General features: G+C 70.4%; 13 protein-coding genes. 5 read left to right on the forward strand and 8 right to left on the reverse strand.

The window, feature by feature from the left end:
- Window positions 1–18: 18 nt before the first annotated feature.
- From ACFWBT_RS35530 to ACFWBT_RS35540, 3 genes are all read right to left on the reverse strand, one after another.
- Complete coding sequence (locus ACFWBT_RS35530) at window positions 19–978, reverse strand: SPFH domain-containing protein (protein WP_266757140.1); 960 nt, start codon at window positions 976–978, stop codon at window positions 19–21.
- A 130-nt stretch (window positions 979–1,108) separates the two neighbouring features.
- Window positions 1,109–1,543, reverse strand: coding sequence for an NfeD family protein (locus ACFWBT_RS35535; protein WP_351556244.1), 435 nt, complete (start codon window positions 1,541–1,543; stop codon window positions 1,109–1,111).
- Between the two features lie 95 nt (window positions 1,544–1,638).
- On the reverse strand, window positions 1,639–2,430 hold the full coding sequence (locus ACFWBT_RS35540) for an ABC transporter ATP-binding protein (RefSeq protein ID WP_385707083.1): 792 nt from the start codon (window positions 2,428–2,430) through the stop codon (window positions 1,639–1,641).
- Between the two features lie 121 nt (window positions 2,431–2,551).
- Between ACFWBT_RS35540 and ACFWBT_RS35545 the strand changes: the two genes are divergently transcribed.
- Entirely contained in the window at window positions 2,552–3,340 is a 789-nt protein-coding gene (locus ACFWBT_RS35545) for a hypothetical protein (RefSeq protein WP_385707084.1), read from the forward strand.
- 324 nt (window positions 3,341–3,664) lie between these two features.
- Here ACFWBT_RS35545 and ACFWBT_RS35550 read toward each other — a convergent pair whose 3' ends face one another.
- The 4 genes from ACFWBT_RS35550 to ACFWBT_RS35565 all read right to left on the reverse strand — a co-directional run bounded on the left by ACFWBT_RS35550 (window position 3,665) and on the right by ACFWBT_RS35565 (window position 6,369).
- Window positions 3,665–3,904, reverse strand: a complete 240-nt coding sequence (locus ACFWBT_RS35550) for a chaplin (RefSeq protein WP_385707085.1) — start codon at window positions 3,902–3,904, stop codon at window positions 3,665–3,667.
- A gap of 198 nt (window positions 3,905–4,102) precedes the next feature.
- The gene (locus ACFWBT_RS35555) at window positions 4,103–4,348 is read right to left on the reverse strand and encodes a chaplin (protein ID WP_385707086.1); all 246 of its coding nucleotides are present in this window, start codon (window positions 4,346–4,348) and stop codon (window positions 4,103–4,105) included.
- 220 nt (window positions 4,349–4,568) lie between these two features.
- Window positions 4,569–5,210, reverse strand: coding sequence for a response regulator transcription factor (locus ACFWBT_RS35560; protein ID WP_266757150.1), 642 nt, complete (start codon window positions 5,208–5,210; stop codon window positions 4,569–4,571).
- A complete protein-coding gene (locus tag ACFWBT_RS35565; RefSeq protein ID WP_385707087.1) occupies window positions 5,203–6,369 on the reverse strand; it encodes a GAF domain-containing sensor histidine kinase in 1,167 nt (388 codons plus the stop codon). Before ACFWBT_RS35565 ends, ACFWBT_RS35560 begins: the two co-directional genes overlap by 8 nt.
- Window positions 6,370–6,552: 183 nt before the next feature.
- Here ACFWBT_RS35565 and ACFWBT_RS35570 point away from each other — a divergent pair, with 183 nt between their 5' ends.
- The 3 genes from ACFWBT_RS35570 (at window position 6,553) to ACFWBT_RS35580 (ending at window position 9,432) form a co-directional block, all read left to right on the forward strand.
- Window positions 6,553–7,248 carry an SDR family NAD(P)-dependent oxidoreductase gene (locus ACFWBT_RS35570; protein WP_385707088.1) on the forward strand — a complete coding sequence of 232 codons (696 nt, stop codon included), beginning with the start codon at window positions 6,553–6,555 and terminating at the stop codon, window positions 7,246–7,248.
- Window positions 7,245–8,372: an S-adenosylmethionine:tRNA ribosyltransferase-isomerase gene (locus ACFWBT_RS35575; RefSeq protein ID WP_385707089.1), complete on the forward strand. Its 1,128-nt coding sequence runs from the start codon at window positions 7,245–7,247 to the stop codon at window positions 8,370–8,372. Before ACFWBT_RS35570 ends, ACFWBT_RS35575 begins: the two co-directional genes overlap by 4 nt.
- A 292-nt stretch (window positions 8,373–8,664) precedes the next feature.
- The gene (locus ACFWBT_RS35580; RefSeq protein WP_385707090.1) at window positions 8,665–9,432 is read left to right on the forward strand and encodes a transglycosylase SLT domain-containing protein; all 768 of its coding nucleotides are present in this window, start codon (window positions 8,665–8,667) and stop codon (window positions 9,430–9,432) included.
- 82 nt (window positions 9,433–9,514) lie between these two features.
- Here ACFWBT_RS35580 and ACFWBT_RS35585 read toward each other — a convergent pair whose 3' ends face one another.
- A complete protein-coding gene (locus ACFWBT_RS35585) occupies window positions 9,515–12,001 on the reverse strand; it encodes an FHA domain-containing protein (RefSeq protein WP_385707091.1) in 2,487 nt (828 codons plus the stop codon).
- Window positions 12,002–12,239: 238 nt separating this feature from the next.
- Here ACFWBT_RS35585 and ACFWBT_RS35590 point away from each other — a divergent pair, with 238 nt between their 5' ends.
- Window positions 12,240–14,117, forward strand: a complete 1,878-nt coding sequence (locus tag ACFWBT_RS35590) for a streptophobe family protein (protein WP_385707092.1) — start codon at window positions 12,240–12,242, stop codon at window positions 14,115–14,117.
- Window positions 14,118–14,265: the final 148 nt, after the last annotated feature.

The following is a 14,265-nucleotide window of genomic DNA, read 5'->3' on the forward strand; positions in this document are numbered from 1 at the left end:
CCCCATCGTCGTACGGCGTCAGTCCGTGATGGAGGGCTTCTCGCGCCGCTCCTTGCCGCCGCCGGAGTCTCCGGAGGAACCTCGGTTGCCCGAACCCCCGCCCAGCCCGCCGAAGTTGCCCATGGCGCCGCTCAGGCCCTTGAGGGCGTCGCCGATCTCGCTGGGCACGATCCAGAGCTTGTTGGCGTCGCCCTCGGCGATCTTCGGGAGCATCTGCAGGTACTGGTAGGAGAGGAGCTTCTGGTCCGGGTCTCCGGCGTGGATGGCCTCGAAGACCGTACGGACGGCCTGGGCCTCGCCCTCGGCGCGCAGGGCCGCGGCCTTGGCCTCACCTTCGGCGCGGAGGATCGCCGACTGCTTCTCGCCCTCGGCGGTGAGGATCTGCGACTGGCGGATGCCTTCCGCAGTGAGGATCGCGGCGCGCTTGTCGCGGTCGGCGCGCATCTGCTTCTCCATCGAGTCCTGGATGGAGGTGGGCGGTTCGATCGCCTTGAGCTCGACGCGGTTGACGCGGATGCCCCACTTGCCGGTGGCTTCGTCGAGGACTCCGCGCAGGGCCGCGTTGATCTCCTCGCGGGAGGTCAGGGTCCGCTCCAGGTCCATGCCGCCGATGATGTTGCGGAGGGTGGTGACGGTGAGCTGCTCGATCGCCTGGATGTAGCTGGCGACCTCGTACGTCGCGGCTCGCGCGTCGGTGACCTGGTAGTAGATGACGGTGTCGATGTTGACGACCAGGTTGTCCTGGGTGATCACCGGCTGGGGCGGGAACGGGACGACCTGTTCACGCAGGTCGATGCGGTTGCGGATCGAGTCTATGAACGGGACGACGATGTTGAGGCCGGCGTTCAGTGTCCGCGTGTAGCGGCCGAAGCGCTCGACGATGGCCGCGCTGGCCTGTGGGATGACCTGGATGGTCTTGATCAGGGCGATGAAGACCAACACCACCAGAATGATCAGGACGATGATGATCGGTTCCATCGATGCTCCCCGTACCCTTCTCCACTCGGTAATTCCGAAAGATCTTATGGCAGTTGAAGATCTTGCTGGACGAGTGTGACAGAACGTCGTCTGTCACGTGGGGCGTTCGGTTCACTTGCGTTGTACGAGGTCACATGACGATCGCCGTGGCTCCGTCGATATCCACGACGTCCACTTCCTGGCCCACCTCGTAGGCCTGTCCGGCGTCGAGGGAGCGCGCCGACCAGATCTCTCCGCCGAGCTTGATGCGGCCCCCGCCCGAACTGTCAACGCGTTCCAGGACGATGGCCTGCTTTCCCTTCAACGCCTCCACGCCGGTGGCGAGTTGAGGGCGTTGTGCGCTGTGCCGGGCGGCGATGGGGCGTACGACGGCGATGAGCGCGACCGACACGGCCACGAAGACCAGGACTTGAATGACGACACCGCCGCCGAGACCCGCGGCGACCGCGGCCGCGACGGCGCCCACGGAGAGCATGCCGAACTCCGGCATCGCGGTCACCACGAGCGGGATGCCGAGTCCGGCCGCGCCGATCAGCCACCACACCCATGCGTTGATGTCGTTCACATGGTCATGGTAGGACCGCGCTCCCCCGGCGGACAGAGCGCGCGATCAAGTCGGGTACGCCGGGTGAGGGGTGTGCGTCCGCGTGCCGTGGCCGTTCAGGCCATCGGCAGGCCCTGCGCGGTCCAGCGCTCGCCGACCTGCTCGACGACGAGCGGGAGGCCGAAGCAGAGGGAGAGGTTGCGCGAGGTGAGTTCGAGCTCGAGCGGGCCCGCGGCGAGCACCTTGCCCTGACGGATCATCAGGACGTGGGTGAAGCCGGGAGCGATCTCCTCGACATGGTGCGTGACCATGATCATGGAGGGGGCGATCGGGTCGCGGGCGAGGCGGCCGAGGCGGCGTACGAGGTCCTCACGGCCGCCGAGGTCCAGGCCGGCCGCGGGCTCGTCGAGGAGCAGCAGCTCGGGGTCGGTCATCAGGGCGCGGGCGATCAGGGTGCGCTTGCGTTCGCCCTCGGAGAGGGTGCCGAACCTGCGCTCCAGGTAGTCGCTCATGCCGAGGCGGTCGAGGAAGGCACGGGCGCGCTGCTCGTCGATGTCCTCGTAGTCCTCGTGCCACCCGGCGGTCATGCCGTACGCGGCGGTGAGAACCGTCTGCAGGACCGTCTGGCGCTTGGGGAGCTTCTCGGCCATCGCGATACCGGCGATGCCGATGCGCGGGCGCAGCTCGAAGACGTCGACCTGGCCGAGGGTCTCGCCGAGGATGGTGGCGGTGCCCGAGCTGGGGAAGAGGTAGCTGGAGGCGACGTTCAGGAGAGTTGTCTTCCCGGCGCCGTTGGGACCGAGGATGACCCAGCGCTCCCCCTCCTTGACCGACCAGGAGACCTGGTCCACCAGAGCCCGGCCCTCGCGGACCACGGATACGTCCTCCAGCTCCAGTACATCGCTCATGAGCGCGTTGTCTCCCATTGCAGTCTCGGCCGTCGCTGACGTCTGTGGACGCAGCCCCCAGGGAAAACCTACGCCACCGGTCGGCCACACCGATCCATCGGCCGGTCCTTAGGGTGGGGGCATGCTCTCGGAACCACGCTCAGGACAACTGGCGGCATGGGGAAATGCCCTATTGGCCGGACTTGTTTCTCCGGACGACGCCGTGCTCGCCATCGTCGGGGACGACGCGGTGCACCGCGTCGAGGGATTGCCGGGCGAGTCGGGGCCCGTCGGGCTCACGCTCGCCCTCGGCCGGCTGCGCACGCTCGGGGTGACCGGGCTGCGGGTCGCGCTGCCCGCGTCGGGGCATCCGCTCGGGCTCAGCGGCCCGCCCGCGTTCAATGCGCGCGCGCTAGAAGCCGAGGAGGCCGTGGTCTGCCACGGCTCGGCGCTGGGGCTCGTGCCGGAGGTGTACGAGGCCGGGCCCGACGGAGATGTGCACGTCGAGGTCGTCTGGCACTGTCTCGCCGTACGGGAGGCGCCGCCCGCCGACGTGCCCTCGCTCGGGGAGGCCGAACGGGAGCTGGCGGAGGCCCTCCGCGAGGCGACGGAGGTGTTGGCGCGGCTGGACGTGGCCGGGTCGGGGCCGGTCGCGGAGGCGGCGATCGAGGCGTACCGGGCACGGGCGGAGCGGGGACGGGAGTTGCTGGCCCCCGGGTACCCGCCGCGTGCGGTGCGCGTGTTGGAGCTGGCTCAGCGGGTCGGGACGCTGATGTCCGTCGCACACGAGAGCGGGCACGGCGGAGCGGTGAGCGCGTCGGAGATGGCCGCTCGGGCCGAGGCCCTGCGGCCGGTGGAGCGGACGGCCCGGCGGGCGCAGGTGGCCGCGTACAACGCGTTCGTGGAGGAGCGCGAGCGCGGGGTGCGCTGAGCTCCGCCCGGCGCGGAGCACGGATGCCTTGCGTGGCCCGGGTGCCCCAGGTGCACGGGCACCTGGGGTGCTCTGCCCGCGCGGGGACTTGCGTGGCTCGCGTCCCGGGGCGCGTCGGCCTCCGCGCGACTGGGGCTTTCGGTCGCCCCGGCGCTTGGGGACCCCCGGGGGCCTGCTCGGTTCACGTGCCCGGACGCTCCGGTCGGCGACGGCGCGGACCCTTGGGCGCCCGGACGCTCGGGGCCTCCGGCGCACGGGCCGGTGCGACGCGGAAAGGCCCCGCGAAACGTTTCCGTTCGCGGGGCCCTTGTGGCCGGTGGTGGCTCAGTCGTTGACACCCGTGTTGCCGAACGCCGGGTTCAGGGCACCGATGACGTTCACGCTGTTCCCGACCACGTTCACGGGGATGTGGACCGGGAGCTGGGCGACGTTGCCCGAGCCGACGCCGGGCGACTTCACGGCCGCGCCCTCGGCACCCGCGTCGGCAACAGCGGCACCGGCGCCGGCGCCCGCGGCGATCCCGGCGACGGTGATGGCCAGGGCGGCCTTCTTGGCGATGTTCATGGGAAATGCTCCTCTTGCGTTTATGAATGCGACCCGGCCGCGGGTCGTACGCTGAGCAACGCCGGGAGGCCGGAAACGGCACGGGGAGGCCGTTCCGATTGCCCCGTCCGGTTCAGTCCGCAGATCAGCCGACAACCCGACCGGCCTTCCGGGGAGTCCCCGGAAGGCCGGTGGTCGTGATCGTTCCGGTGGGGAACCTCAGTGGTTGAGACCGAGGTTGCCGAAGGCCGGGTTCAGGAGACCGATGACGTTCACGCTGTTGCCCACCGCGTTCACGGGGATGTGGACCGGAGCCTGGACGACGTTCCCGGAGACGATGCCCGGGGAGCCCGCGGCCTTGCCGCCGGCCCACGAGCCGTCGGTCGCCGACGCCATGCCCGCACCGGCGGCGACCAGGCCACCGGCCACCATCGCCACAGCTGTGACCTTCTTCAGGTTCTTCACTTGTGAAACCCCTCCTCGCGAACACCGCGGCAGATCGCCGCGGCGCACTGGAGAACGGCCGAGCCTCCCGGAGGATGCGCCATCCGGGTGACATACACACGACGGTATGAATCTCATCCCGGAGCGGAACCCTCCGAGTTGCCGCCCGGTCGCGCCGTCCCGCCCGTGCGCCGCGGGAGTGCGCCGGAGCTTGATCCCCAGGTGGGCGGCCCCTCGGCGATCAGCCCGCGATCCCGTTCCGTACGGCCCAGAGCGCGGCCTGGGTGCGGTCGGCGAGGTCGAGCTTCATCAGGATGTTCGACACGTGGGTCTTCACCGTCTTCTCGGAGAGGACGAGGGCGCGGGCGATCTCCCGGTTGGAGCGGCCGTCCGCGATCAGGCCGAGCACCTCGCGCTCCCGTTCGGTGAGCGAACCACCTCTCCCCTGCCCCGAGTTGGCCTCCTCCTGGGACAACAGGGCGCCCGCGACCTCGGGTTGGAGAAGGATGTGCCCAGCGTGGACCGAGCGGATGGCTCCGGCCAGCGCGTCGGGATCCACGTCCTTGTAGACGTAACCGGCGGCACCCGCGCGCAGGGCCGGCACCACCGTGCGCTGCTCGGTGAAGCTGGTGACGATCAGCACCCGTGCAGGGTTGGCGAGTTCACGGAGCTTGCGCAGCGCGTCGATGCCGTCCATCCCCGGCATCTTGACGTCCATCAGGACGACGTCGGGTTTCAGTTCCTCGGCGCGGGCGACTCCCTCGGCGCCGTCGGACGCCTCTCCGACGACCTCGATGTCGTCCTGCACTTCGAGGAAGGTGCGCAGGCCCCGGCGGACGACCTGGTGGTCGTCGACGAGCAGCACCTTGATTGCGTCAGCCACCAGGGACCTCCATCTCGATCATGGTGCCCTTTCCGGGCGCCGATTCCACGGTGAGTGTGCCGCCGACCCCGCTCGACCGGTCCCGCATCGACACCAGGCCGAGGTGGCGGCCGGCGCTGCGTATCGCGGTGGGTTCGAAGCCGCTGCCGTCGTCGGTGACGCGCAGGACGGCGCCGGGGCCGCGTCGCTCCAGGGTGACGGTGACGCGGGCGGCGCCGGAGTGCCGCAGTGCGTTGTGCAGGGCCTCCTGGGCAACCCGCAGCATCGCCTCCTCCTGGGAGGCGGGCAGCGCCCGTGCACCATTGCTGGAGAAGGTGACGCGCGCGGAGTGGGCGCGGTCGAGGACCTGGATCTGGGTGCGCAGGGTGGCGACCAGGCCGTCCTCGTCGAGGGCCGCGGGGCGCAACTCGACGACGGCGGCGCGCAGTTCCTCGGTGGCCTCCGCGGCGAGGGCGGCCACCTGCTGGAGTTCACCCTTCGCGCGGGAGGGGTCGCGGTCGACGAGGGTGGCGGCGGCCTGCGCGGTGAGGCGCAGGGAGAACAGCTTCTGGCTGACGGCGTCGTGCAGTTCGTGCGCGAGCCGGGAGCGCTCCTCGGCGATCGTGAGCTCGCGGCTGCGTTCGTAGAGCCGGGCGTTGGTCAGGGCGATCGCCGCGTGCTGGGCGAGGATGGTGAGGAGTTCCTCGTCGTCCTCGGTGAAACCGCACCTGCCGTCCGCCTCGGGGCACGGCTGTCCCTCCTCGGCGCGCAGCTTGTTCGCGAGGAAGAGCGCGCCGATGATCTCGTCGCCGTCGCGGATGGGCAGGCCGAGGAAGTCGGACATGTCGGGGTGGGCCTCGGGCCAGCCCTCGAAGCGGGGGTCCTCGCGCACGTCGGCCAGGCGCTCGGGGCGGGCCTCGCGGAGCATCGCGGCGAGGATGCCGTGCTGGCGCGGGAGCGGTCCGATGGCCTTCCACTGGGCGTCGCTGACCCCGTCGACGACGAATTGGGCGAAGCCTCCGTGGTCGTCGGGCACGCCCAGCGCCGCGTACTGCGCGTCGAGCAGTTCGCGCGCCGAAGCGACGATCGTCTTGAGGACGTCGCGCACTTCGAGGTGCCTGCTCATGGCCAGCAACGCGGAGCTCACCGCGTACAGGCCCGACCGGGGTCCGTGACTCATGACCCCAAACTACCGGCGGGGTGTGACAGCGCGTATCGGCCCGGTGGCCTCGCCCTCCGGGCCATTGGGCCTAGGACGAAGGGCCCCTGATCATTGCGGCCCGCGCACGAGGCGCCGGGGCGGGCCGCGTTCCTACCGTGAGGACACCCGCCGGGAAGGCGGCTGAGCGAGGGGACGGATGTCATGCCGGTAGCGATCATCACGGGGGCCTCGAAGGGATTGGGGAGGGCGCTCGGCGCGGCTCTGGCGGAGCGCGGCTGGGATCTGGTGCTCGACGCCAGGACGGCCGGGGTGCTGGAGGAGACCGCGGTGGCCCTGTCCGCGTACGGGACGCGTGTGGAGGCCCTGCCCGGGGACGTGACGGACGCCGGTCACCGTGCCGATCTGGTGGCGGCGGCCCGGAAGCTGGGTGGTGTCGACCTCCTGGTGAACAACGCGAGCGCGCTGGGTGCCGAGCCGCTGGTGCGTCTGGAGGAGCTGGGGCTTGACGGGCTGCGGCATGCCCTGGAGGTCAACGTGGTCGCCGCGCTGGGCCTGATCCAGGAGGCGCTGCCGCTGCTACGGGCGGCCGGGTCGGGCGCGGTCGTCGACATCAGCTCGGACGCCGCGGCGGAGGCCTACGAGACGTGGGGCGGTTACGGCGCCTCGAAGGCCGCGCTCGACCATGTCTCGGCGGTTCTCGCCGAGGAGGAGCCGGGCCTGCGGGTGTGGGCGGTGGACCCCGGGGACATGGGCACGGACCTCTACAGGGCGGCCGTACCGGGCGACGACGATCCGCGGCCGGCGCCGGACAGTGTGGTGCCGGCCTTTCTGCGGCTGCTGGAGGAACGGCCGGCCAGTGGGCGCTACGCGGCTCCGGCCCTGCTGGAGGGGCGATGACGACGGCGATGGGGGTTCCTCCGATCGGGCGCGGCCGGGAATGGGGAACGGTTCCGCAGGAGCTGTCGGCGCGAGTGCCGGCCGAGCAGCGCGGTCCCGGTCGCGACCGGGATTCCGTACGGCTGCTGGTGTCGCGCGGTACCGAGGTGTCGCATCACGCGTTCGCGGCGCTGCCGCGGCTGCTGAGGGCCGGGGATCTGCTGATCGTCAACACCTCGGCCACCCTGGCGGCGGCCGTGGACGGGCGGATCGGCCGCGCTCGTGTGGTGGTGCACTTCTCCACGCGCGGCGATGACGGGCGGTGGGCGGTCGAGCTGCGGGATCCCGACGGGACGGGGACCACGCGTGCGCGTGCGGGCGGGCCCGCGGGGACAGTGGTGCGCCTGCCCGGGGACGTACGCCTCCTCCTGGAGGAGCCGCTGACCGCGCGCAGTCCGCGGCTGTGGTGGGGGCGGGTGCCGGACGCGGACGTGCTGGGGCTGCTGCGGCGGTACGGGCGGCCCATTCGCTACTCCTATACGGAACGGGACCAGCCGCTGTCCGTGTACCGGACGGTATTCGCGCTGCCGTCGGACGACGGCGCCGGGAGCGCGGAGATGCCGAGCGCGGCGCGCCCCTTCACCGCGCGCCTGGTGGCGGAGCTGGTGAGCCGGGGTGTGCAGTTCGCGCCGATCACGCTGCACACGGGTGTCGCGTCGGCGGAGGCGCACGAGCCGCCGTATCCGGAGCGGTACGAGGTGCCGGAGGCGTCGGCCCGGCTGATCAACGCGGCGCGGGCCGGCGGCGGCCGGATCGTCGCGGTCGGTACGACGGCCGTGCGGGCCGTGGAATCCGCGACCGGGTCCGACGGGCTGGTCCGGGCGGCGAAGGGCTGGACCGGTCTCGTGGTGACCCCGGAGCGCGGCGTACGGGCGGTCGACGGGCTGCTGACCGGGCTGCACGAGCCGGAGGCCTCGCATCTGCTGATGCTGGAGGCGATCGCCGGAGGGGCGGCGATCGACCGCGGATACGAGGAGGCACTGCGCTTGCGCTACCTCTGGCACGAGTTCGGGGACGTGCACCTCATCCTCCCGGAGGAGGGCCCTCACTCTGAGCATTGCTCTCGCAACTGCCAGTCAGAATGACGGGGGGCCCGTGTGAGCCCGCGCATAGGGTCCAGGTCACGTACGAAGGAGCATAGGAGATAAAAGGGACAAGATGAGCAGGGAAGACGTGCCAGTCTGCCCCGATTTGCCCCTTCCGCGTCCACTACCCGACTTCGTAGGTCACACCTTTGCCACAGCATTTTGCGACCGCTAAGAATTGCGTTGTCGCTCAGCGCCGCAGGGTTCGCCCCGCGGCGTTTGTTCCGGAAACACACTGTCCCTCGCCGGGACGAAGAGCGACCTCCGCGCTATTCGAAGAGGTCTATCAGTCATGCCCAAGAACATCACCACTCCTGGACATACTCCGAAGCTGACCAAGCTCCACAAGCTCTCGATCGCCGGTGTGGCCACCCTCGGTGCCGCCGCCCTCGCGTTCTCGCTGGTGCCGGGCAACTCCCAGACCACCACGAACGACGCCGCCGTCTCCGCGGCGAAGGTCGCCTACAGCGAGCAGCAGATCAAGGACGTCAAGGCCAGCGTCACCGACCAGCTGGCCGGCGCCGACCTGAAGGCCCAGGCGATCGCGGCGAAGAAGAAGGCCGCGGCCGACGCCACGGCCGCCGCCAAGAAGAAGGCCGCGGACGCCGCGGCCGCGAAGAAGAAGGCGGCCGCCCAGGCCGCCGCGAAGAAGAAGGCCGCCGCGTCGCGTGCCAAGGCCGCTGCCGCGAGCCGCTCGACGCAGCGCATCAAGATCGAGACGGTCGCCGCGAAGACGTACGCGAACAACCTCGACGGCTGGATCCGCGAGTCCCTCGACATCATGAAGGCCAAGGGCATCCCCGGCACCTACCAGGGGCTGCACAAGAACATCATGCGTGAGTCCTCGGGCAACCCGATGGCCATCAACGACTGGGACATCAACGCCATCAACGGCATCCCGTCGAAGGGCCTGCTGCAGGTCATCCCGCCGACGTTCAAGGCGTACCACGTGGCCGGTACCTCGTGGGACATCTACAACCCGGTCGCCAACATCACCGCCGCCTGCAACTACGCCGCCGACAAGTACGGTTCCATGGACAACGTGAACAGCGCGTACTGAGGGCTCAGCGCGGAGTTCCCACACAGACGCCGAAGGGCGGCACCCCGATCAGGGGTGCCGCCCTCGCGTCGTTCCCGGGCGTCTACTTGCGCATGACCTCGGGCTCGTGGCGGCGCAGGAAGCGGGCCACGAAGAAGCCGCAGATCACACCGAGGACGATCAGGGCGATCATGTCGATCGTCCAGGCCCCGGCCGTGTGGTCCCACAGCGGGTCCGTGCTCGTCGGGTCGTCCTGGTTCGGGAAGATGTTGTTCAGGTCCAGCGTGGCGCCCGAGGCGGCCACCGCCCAGCGGGCCGGCATCAGGTACGAGAACTGGTTCACACCGAGTGTGCCGTTCAGGATGAACAGGCAGCCGGTGAAGACGACCTGGACGATCGCGAACATGACCAGGAGCGGCATGGTCTTCTCCGCGGTCTTCACCAGCGAAGAGATGATCAGTCCGAACATCATCGACACGAAGCCGAGAGCCATGATCGGCAGGGCGAGCTCGACCTTGGGCAGGCTCTTGAGGATCAGGCCTTCGGCCGGGACCTCGCGGCTGCCGAAGCCGATGGCAGCGACCAGAGCGCCCTGCAGCACGGTGATCACACCGAGGACGATCACCTTGGACATCAGGTACGCCGAGCGCGACAGACCCGTCGCCCGCTCCCGCTCGTAGATCACCCGTTCCTTGATCAGCTCACGGACCGAGTTGGCCGCGCCCGCGAAGCACGCGCCCACCGCGAGAATCAGGAGCACGGTCGTGGCCGTGCCGTTCGCGACATGGGCTCCGTTTGGCAGCACCTTGTCGTTCACCAGCAACGTCTTGCCGCTGTCGATGAGCAGGCTGACCGAGCCCAGGACCGCCGGCAGGATCACCGTCAGCGCCAGGAAGCCCTTGTCCGACGCGATCACCGAGACGTAGCGGCGGATCAGCGTCATCAGCTGGGAGCCCCAGCTCTGCGGCTTCGGCGGCTTCATCGCCTGCGCGGGCGGCATCTGCGTCGACTGCGGAGCCACCGCGTCGATGTCCGCGGCGTACATCTGGTAGTGCTGCGAGCCCTTCCAGCGGCCCGCCCAGTCGTAGTCGCGGTAGTTCTCGAACGCGGAGAAGACGTCGGCCCAGGTCTCGTAGCCGAAGAAGTTCAGCGCCTCCTCCGGCGGACCGAAGTAGGCGACGGCGCCGCCCGGCGCCATCACGAGGAGCTTGTCGCAGATCGCCAGCTCGGCCACCGAGTGCGTGACGACCAGGACCGTACGGCCGTCGTCGGCGAGGCCGCGCAGCAGCTGCATGACATCGCGGTCCATGCCCGGGTCGAGACCGGATGTCGGCTCGTCCAGGAAGATCAGCGACGGCTTGGTGAGCAGCTCCAGGGCGACCGAGACACGCTTGCGCTGGCCACCGGAGAGGGAGGTGACCTTCTTCTCCTTGTGGATGTCCAGCTTCAGCTCGCGCAGCACCTCGTCGATCCGGGCCTCGCGCTCCTGGACCGTGGTGTCCGCGGGGAAGCGCAGCTTGGCCGCGTACTTGAGGGCCTTCTTGACGGTCAGCTCCTTGTGCAGGATGTCGTCCTGCGGGACCAGACCGATGCGCTGACGCAGCTCGGCGAACTGCTTGTACAGGTTCCGGTTGTCGTAGAGGACATCACCCTGGTTGGCGGGGCGGTAGCCCGTCAGCGCCTTCAGGAGCGTCGACTTGCCGGAGCCCGACGGGCCGATGACCGCGACGAGCGACTTCTCGGGTACGCCGAAGGAGACGTCCTTCAGGATCTGCTTGCCGCCGTCGACGGTGACCGTCAGATGGCGGGCCGAGAAGGAGACCTCACCGGTGTCGACGAACTCTTCGAGACGGTCGCCGACCAGACGGAACGTCGAGTGGCCGACGCCGACGATGTCGTTCGGGCCGAGCAGCGCGGAGCCGCCCTTGGCGATCGGCATACCGTTGACGTACGTGCCGTTGTGCGAGCCGAGGTCGCGGATCTCGAAGCGGCCGTCCGGCGTCGCGTGGAACTCGGCGTGGTTGCGGGAGACCTGGAGGTCGGAGACCACCAGTTCGTTCTCCAGCGCACGGCCGATGCGCATCACCCGGCCGAGCGAGAACTGGTGGAAGGTCGTCGGGCTGCGGTCGCCGTAGACCGGCGGCGCCCCCGCGCCTCCACCGGGTCCCTGCTGCTGCGGGATGCTCCCCGCCTGCTGCGGCTGCCGGGCCTGCTCCGGTGACTGCGGCGTCGGCTGCTGAGCCCAGCCGGGGCCGGCGCCCTGAGCCGCGAACGGCTGCTGCTTCGCCACCGAGGCCGCCGCGCCGGACAGGCTCAGGCGCGGTCCGTCGGTCGCGTTGCCGAGGTGCACGGCCGAACCGGGGCCGATCTCCATCTGGTGGATCCGCTGCCCCTGCACGAACGTGCCGTTGGTGCTCCCGTGGTCGTCGATGACCCAACTACGGCCGTTCCAGCTGATCGTGGCGTGACGCCAGGAGACCCTGGCGTCCTCGAGCACGATGTCACCCTGCGGATCACGTCCGAGGGCGTAGGGCCTGGCCGCGTCGAGCGTCCAGGTCCGTCCATTCACTTCCAGTACGAGTTCCGGCACTCCAGCCCCACTGAGTTGTCCCCCGAGTTACCCCATCGCAGGGAGTCTAGGGATGTCGAACATCGTGGGGAACTATTTCAGTAGAGGCCCCCTGACCGAAAGTCGGGCCATGTGAAGGATGGGTACGGGCGAGTTGCCCGTTTCCGTTGACGGGGGTGAAACCGGCCCGGAGAGTGGTAATCCCACGCGAGGAGGACATACGCGGGGATCACCGCTGCGCGGATCGGGGGGTCTTGCGATGAGCATCGGAACGACACACCACGGCGGGAGCACCAGGAGTGTGCCGTGGGGGGATGTCCTGCTGTCCACGATCGCCTCCGTGAGCTGGGCGTTGATCGGCATGGCGGGCACCGCCGCGCTCGGTCTGCACCTGCTCGGGGCCGATGCGACGGCCTCGCTCGGCCCGATGACCGCGGCGGTGGTGGCCCTTGGGGCAGGCGGTGCGGTGACGCCGTCCGGCGATGTCTCGGCCTTCGGCCTGAAGGGAGCGGAGGCGCACACCGCCATCCAGATCACGCCACTGGGCGTCGGGCTGGTCGGCGCGCTGCTGATGTCGTGGTTCTTCCTACGGTCCTTGCGCGGGGCCGGAGTTGCCATCACACCCTCCGAACTCCTGGCGCGGGCCGGAGCGGTGATCGTCCTCTTCGTGGCGACACTGGGCGGGCTCGCGTGGGCCGGCCACGACGTCATCACGATCGACGGCGGGGAGCTCGGGCTCGACAAGGTCACCGGGGGAGGCGGCGGACTCGGGGACATCACGGACAAACTCCCGGGCGGGCTCGGAGATCTGGGCGGTCTGCTGCCCGGCAAGATCGGCGACCTGGTGGACGCGAAGGCGGCGGTGGGCTTCTCCGTGGACACCGCTCCGACGCTGCTCGGCGGGACCGTGTGGGCCGCCGGAGTCCTGCTGATCGCCCTGCTGGCCTCCCGGCGTACGCCGTTGCCCCGCGGCTGGGACGCCGTGCACCGCGCGGTGCGGCCGGCCGTCTCCTCGCTCGTCGCGGTCCTGCTGGTCGCGGTCCTGGCGGGGCTCGCGGCGGCGGCGTACGCGGCGATCGGGGACGACCATCCGAAGCGGATCGCGGGAGCGGCTCTGCTCGGTGCGCCCAACGGTGTGTGGCTGGGCATCCCCGTCGGGCTCTTCGTGCCCTGGGACGGCAAGGCGACGGGCGAGCTCGCCAAGCTGCTGCCCGACCCCCTCGACAAGCTGCTGGCCGTCGACACCGACCGGCCCGTCACGCTCGGGCGGCTCGCCGAACTCGACGGGCGGGTATGGCTGTTGGGGGTCGCTGCCGCGCTCATGATGCTGTACGCGGGCGTTCTGACGGCCGCGCGTACGCCATTTGTACGGGCCGGGGGTGCCACCGTTGTGGGAGTACCGGGTGCCGCAGATGTACGGGGCGACAGCGCGCCGCGGTTCGCGGGGCGCTGCGCACTGCGGCTCGGGGTCGTGACGGCGCTGGCGCTGCCGCTGCTCGCGTGGCTGACGGAGGTGTCGGTGGACGCCTCTCTGTCCGTACTCGGCTTCGACGCGTTCGGGGCGGGGATCGAGTTGCACGGGCGGCTGGGGGTGGCGTTGCTGCTCGGTGCCGCGTGGGGGGCGGGGGCCGGGGCGGTGGGGGCGTTGCTGGCTTGTGCGAGTGGGGCTGCGGGGCGGAGGGCTGCTGTTGCTGGGTTGGCACGGGGTGACTTGGGGGGTGGGGGGCTTGGGGGGGCTGGGGGGCTTGAGGGGGTTGGTTCGGGTTCGGGTTCGGGTTCGGGTGTGGTTACCGGGGTGGGTCCGGGGGCTGGGGTGGGTTCGGGTGCGGGGGCTGGGGCTGGGGGCGATGGGAGTGCTGGGCCGTATCGGCCTCAGCGGTCGTATCGGGCGCCCAACCCGGACACCAATCCGTATCTGAGGGTGCCGGACGAGTTGCGGGAGCCGGAGGATCGGGGGCCGGCGCCGGGGGGTTCCCGGGCGCCCGGTGATGTGTACGGGGCGCCCACGGTGGTGGGGCCGATCGGACCCCCGCCGAAGCGGAGGCAGGACGGGCCTCCGCCGCCTCCTCCCCCGCCGCCTGTTCCGCCCTCGCCGGACGAGGGGCCGCCGCCTCCGCCGCGCAGGCCTCGGCGTTGAGGGTTCGCCTCGTGGTGGGTGCGGGTGCGGGTGCGGGTCGGTGTCTGCGGGCCGGTGGGTGGGTCGGGGCCGTGCCGGTACATCCCAGTCCGGCGCCGCTGGATCAGACGTGGGCTACCTGTGCGAACTGCTGCTCGATCCGAACGTA

Source organism: Streptomyces sp. NPDC060027, from assembly GCF_042737005.1.
Taxonomy (GTDB): Bacteria; Actinomycetota; Actinomycetes; order Streptomycetales; family Streptomycetaceae; genus Streptomyces.

Coding starts and splice junctions, on each gene's coding strand:
- ACFWBT_RS35530 (WP_266757140.1), bottom strand. CDS start 978: ATGGAACCGATCATCATCGTCCTGATCATTCTGGTGGTGTTGGTCTTC.
- ACFWBT_RS35540 (WP_385707083.1), bottom strand. CDS start 2,430: ATGAGCGATGTACTGGAGCTGGAGGACGTATCCGTGGTCCGCGAGGGC.
- ACFWBT_RS35545 (WP_385707084.1), top strand. CDS start 2,552: ATGCTCTCGGAACCACGCTCAGGACAACTGGCGGCATGGGGAAATGCC.
- ACFWBT_RS35550 (WP_385707085.1), bottom strand. CDS start 3,904: ATGAACATCGCCAAGAAGGCCGCCCTGGCCATCACCGTCGCCGGGATC.
- ACFWBT_RS35565 (WP_385707087.1), bottom strand. CDS start 6,369: ATGAGTCACGGACCCCGGTCGGGCCTGTACGCGGTGAGCTCCGCGTTG.
- ACFWBT_RS35570 (WP_385707088.1), top strand. CDS start 6,553: ATGCCGGTAGCGATCATCACGGGGGCCTCGAAGGGATTGGGGAGGGCG.
- ACFWBT_RS35575 (WP_385707089.1), top strand. CDS start 7,245: ATGACGACGGCGATGGGGGTTCCTCCGATCGGGCGCGGCCGGGAATGG.
- ACFWBT_RS35580 (WP_385707090.1), top strand. CDS start 8,665: ATGCCCAAGAACATCACCACTCCTGGACATACTCCGAAGCTGACCAAG.
- ACFWBT_RS35590 (WP_385707092.1), top strand. CDS start 12,240: ATGAGCATCGGAACGACACACCACGGCGGGAGCACCAGGAGTGTGCCG.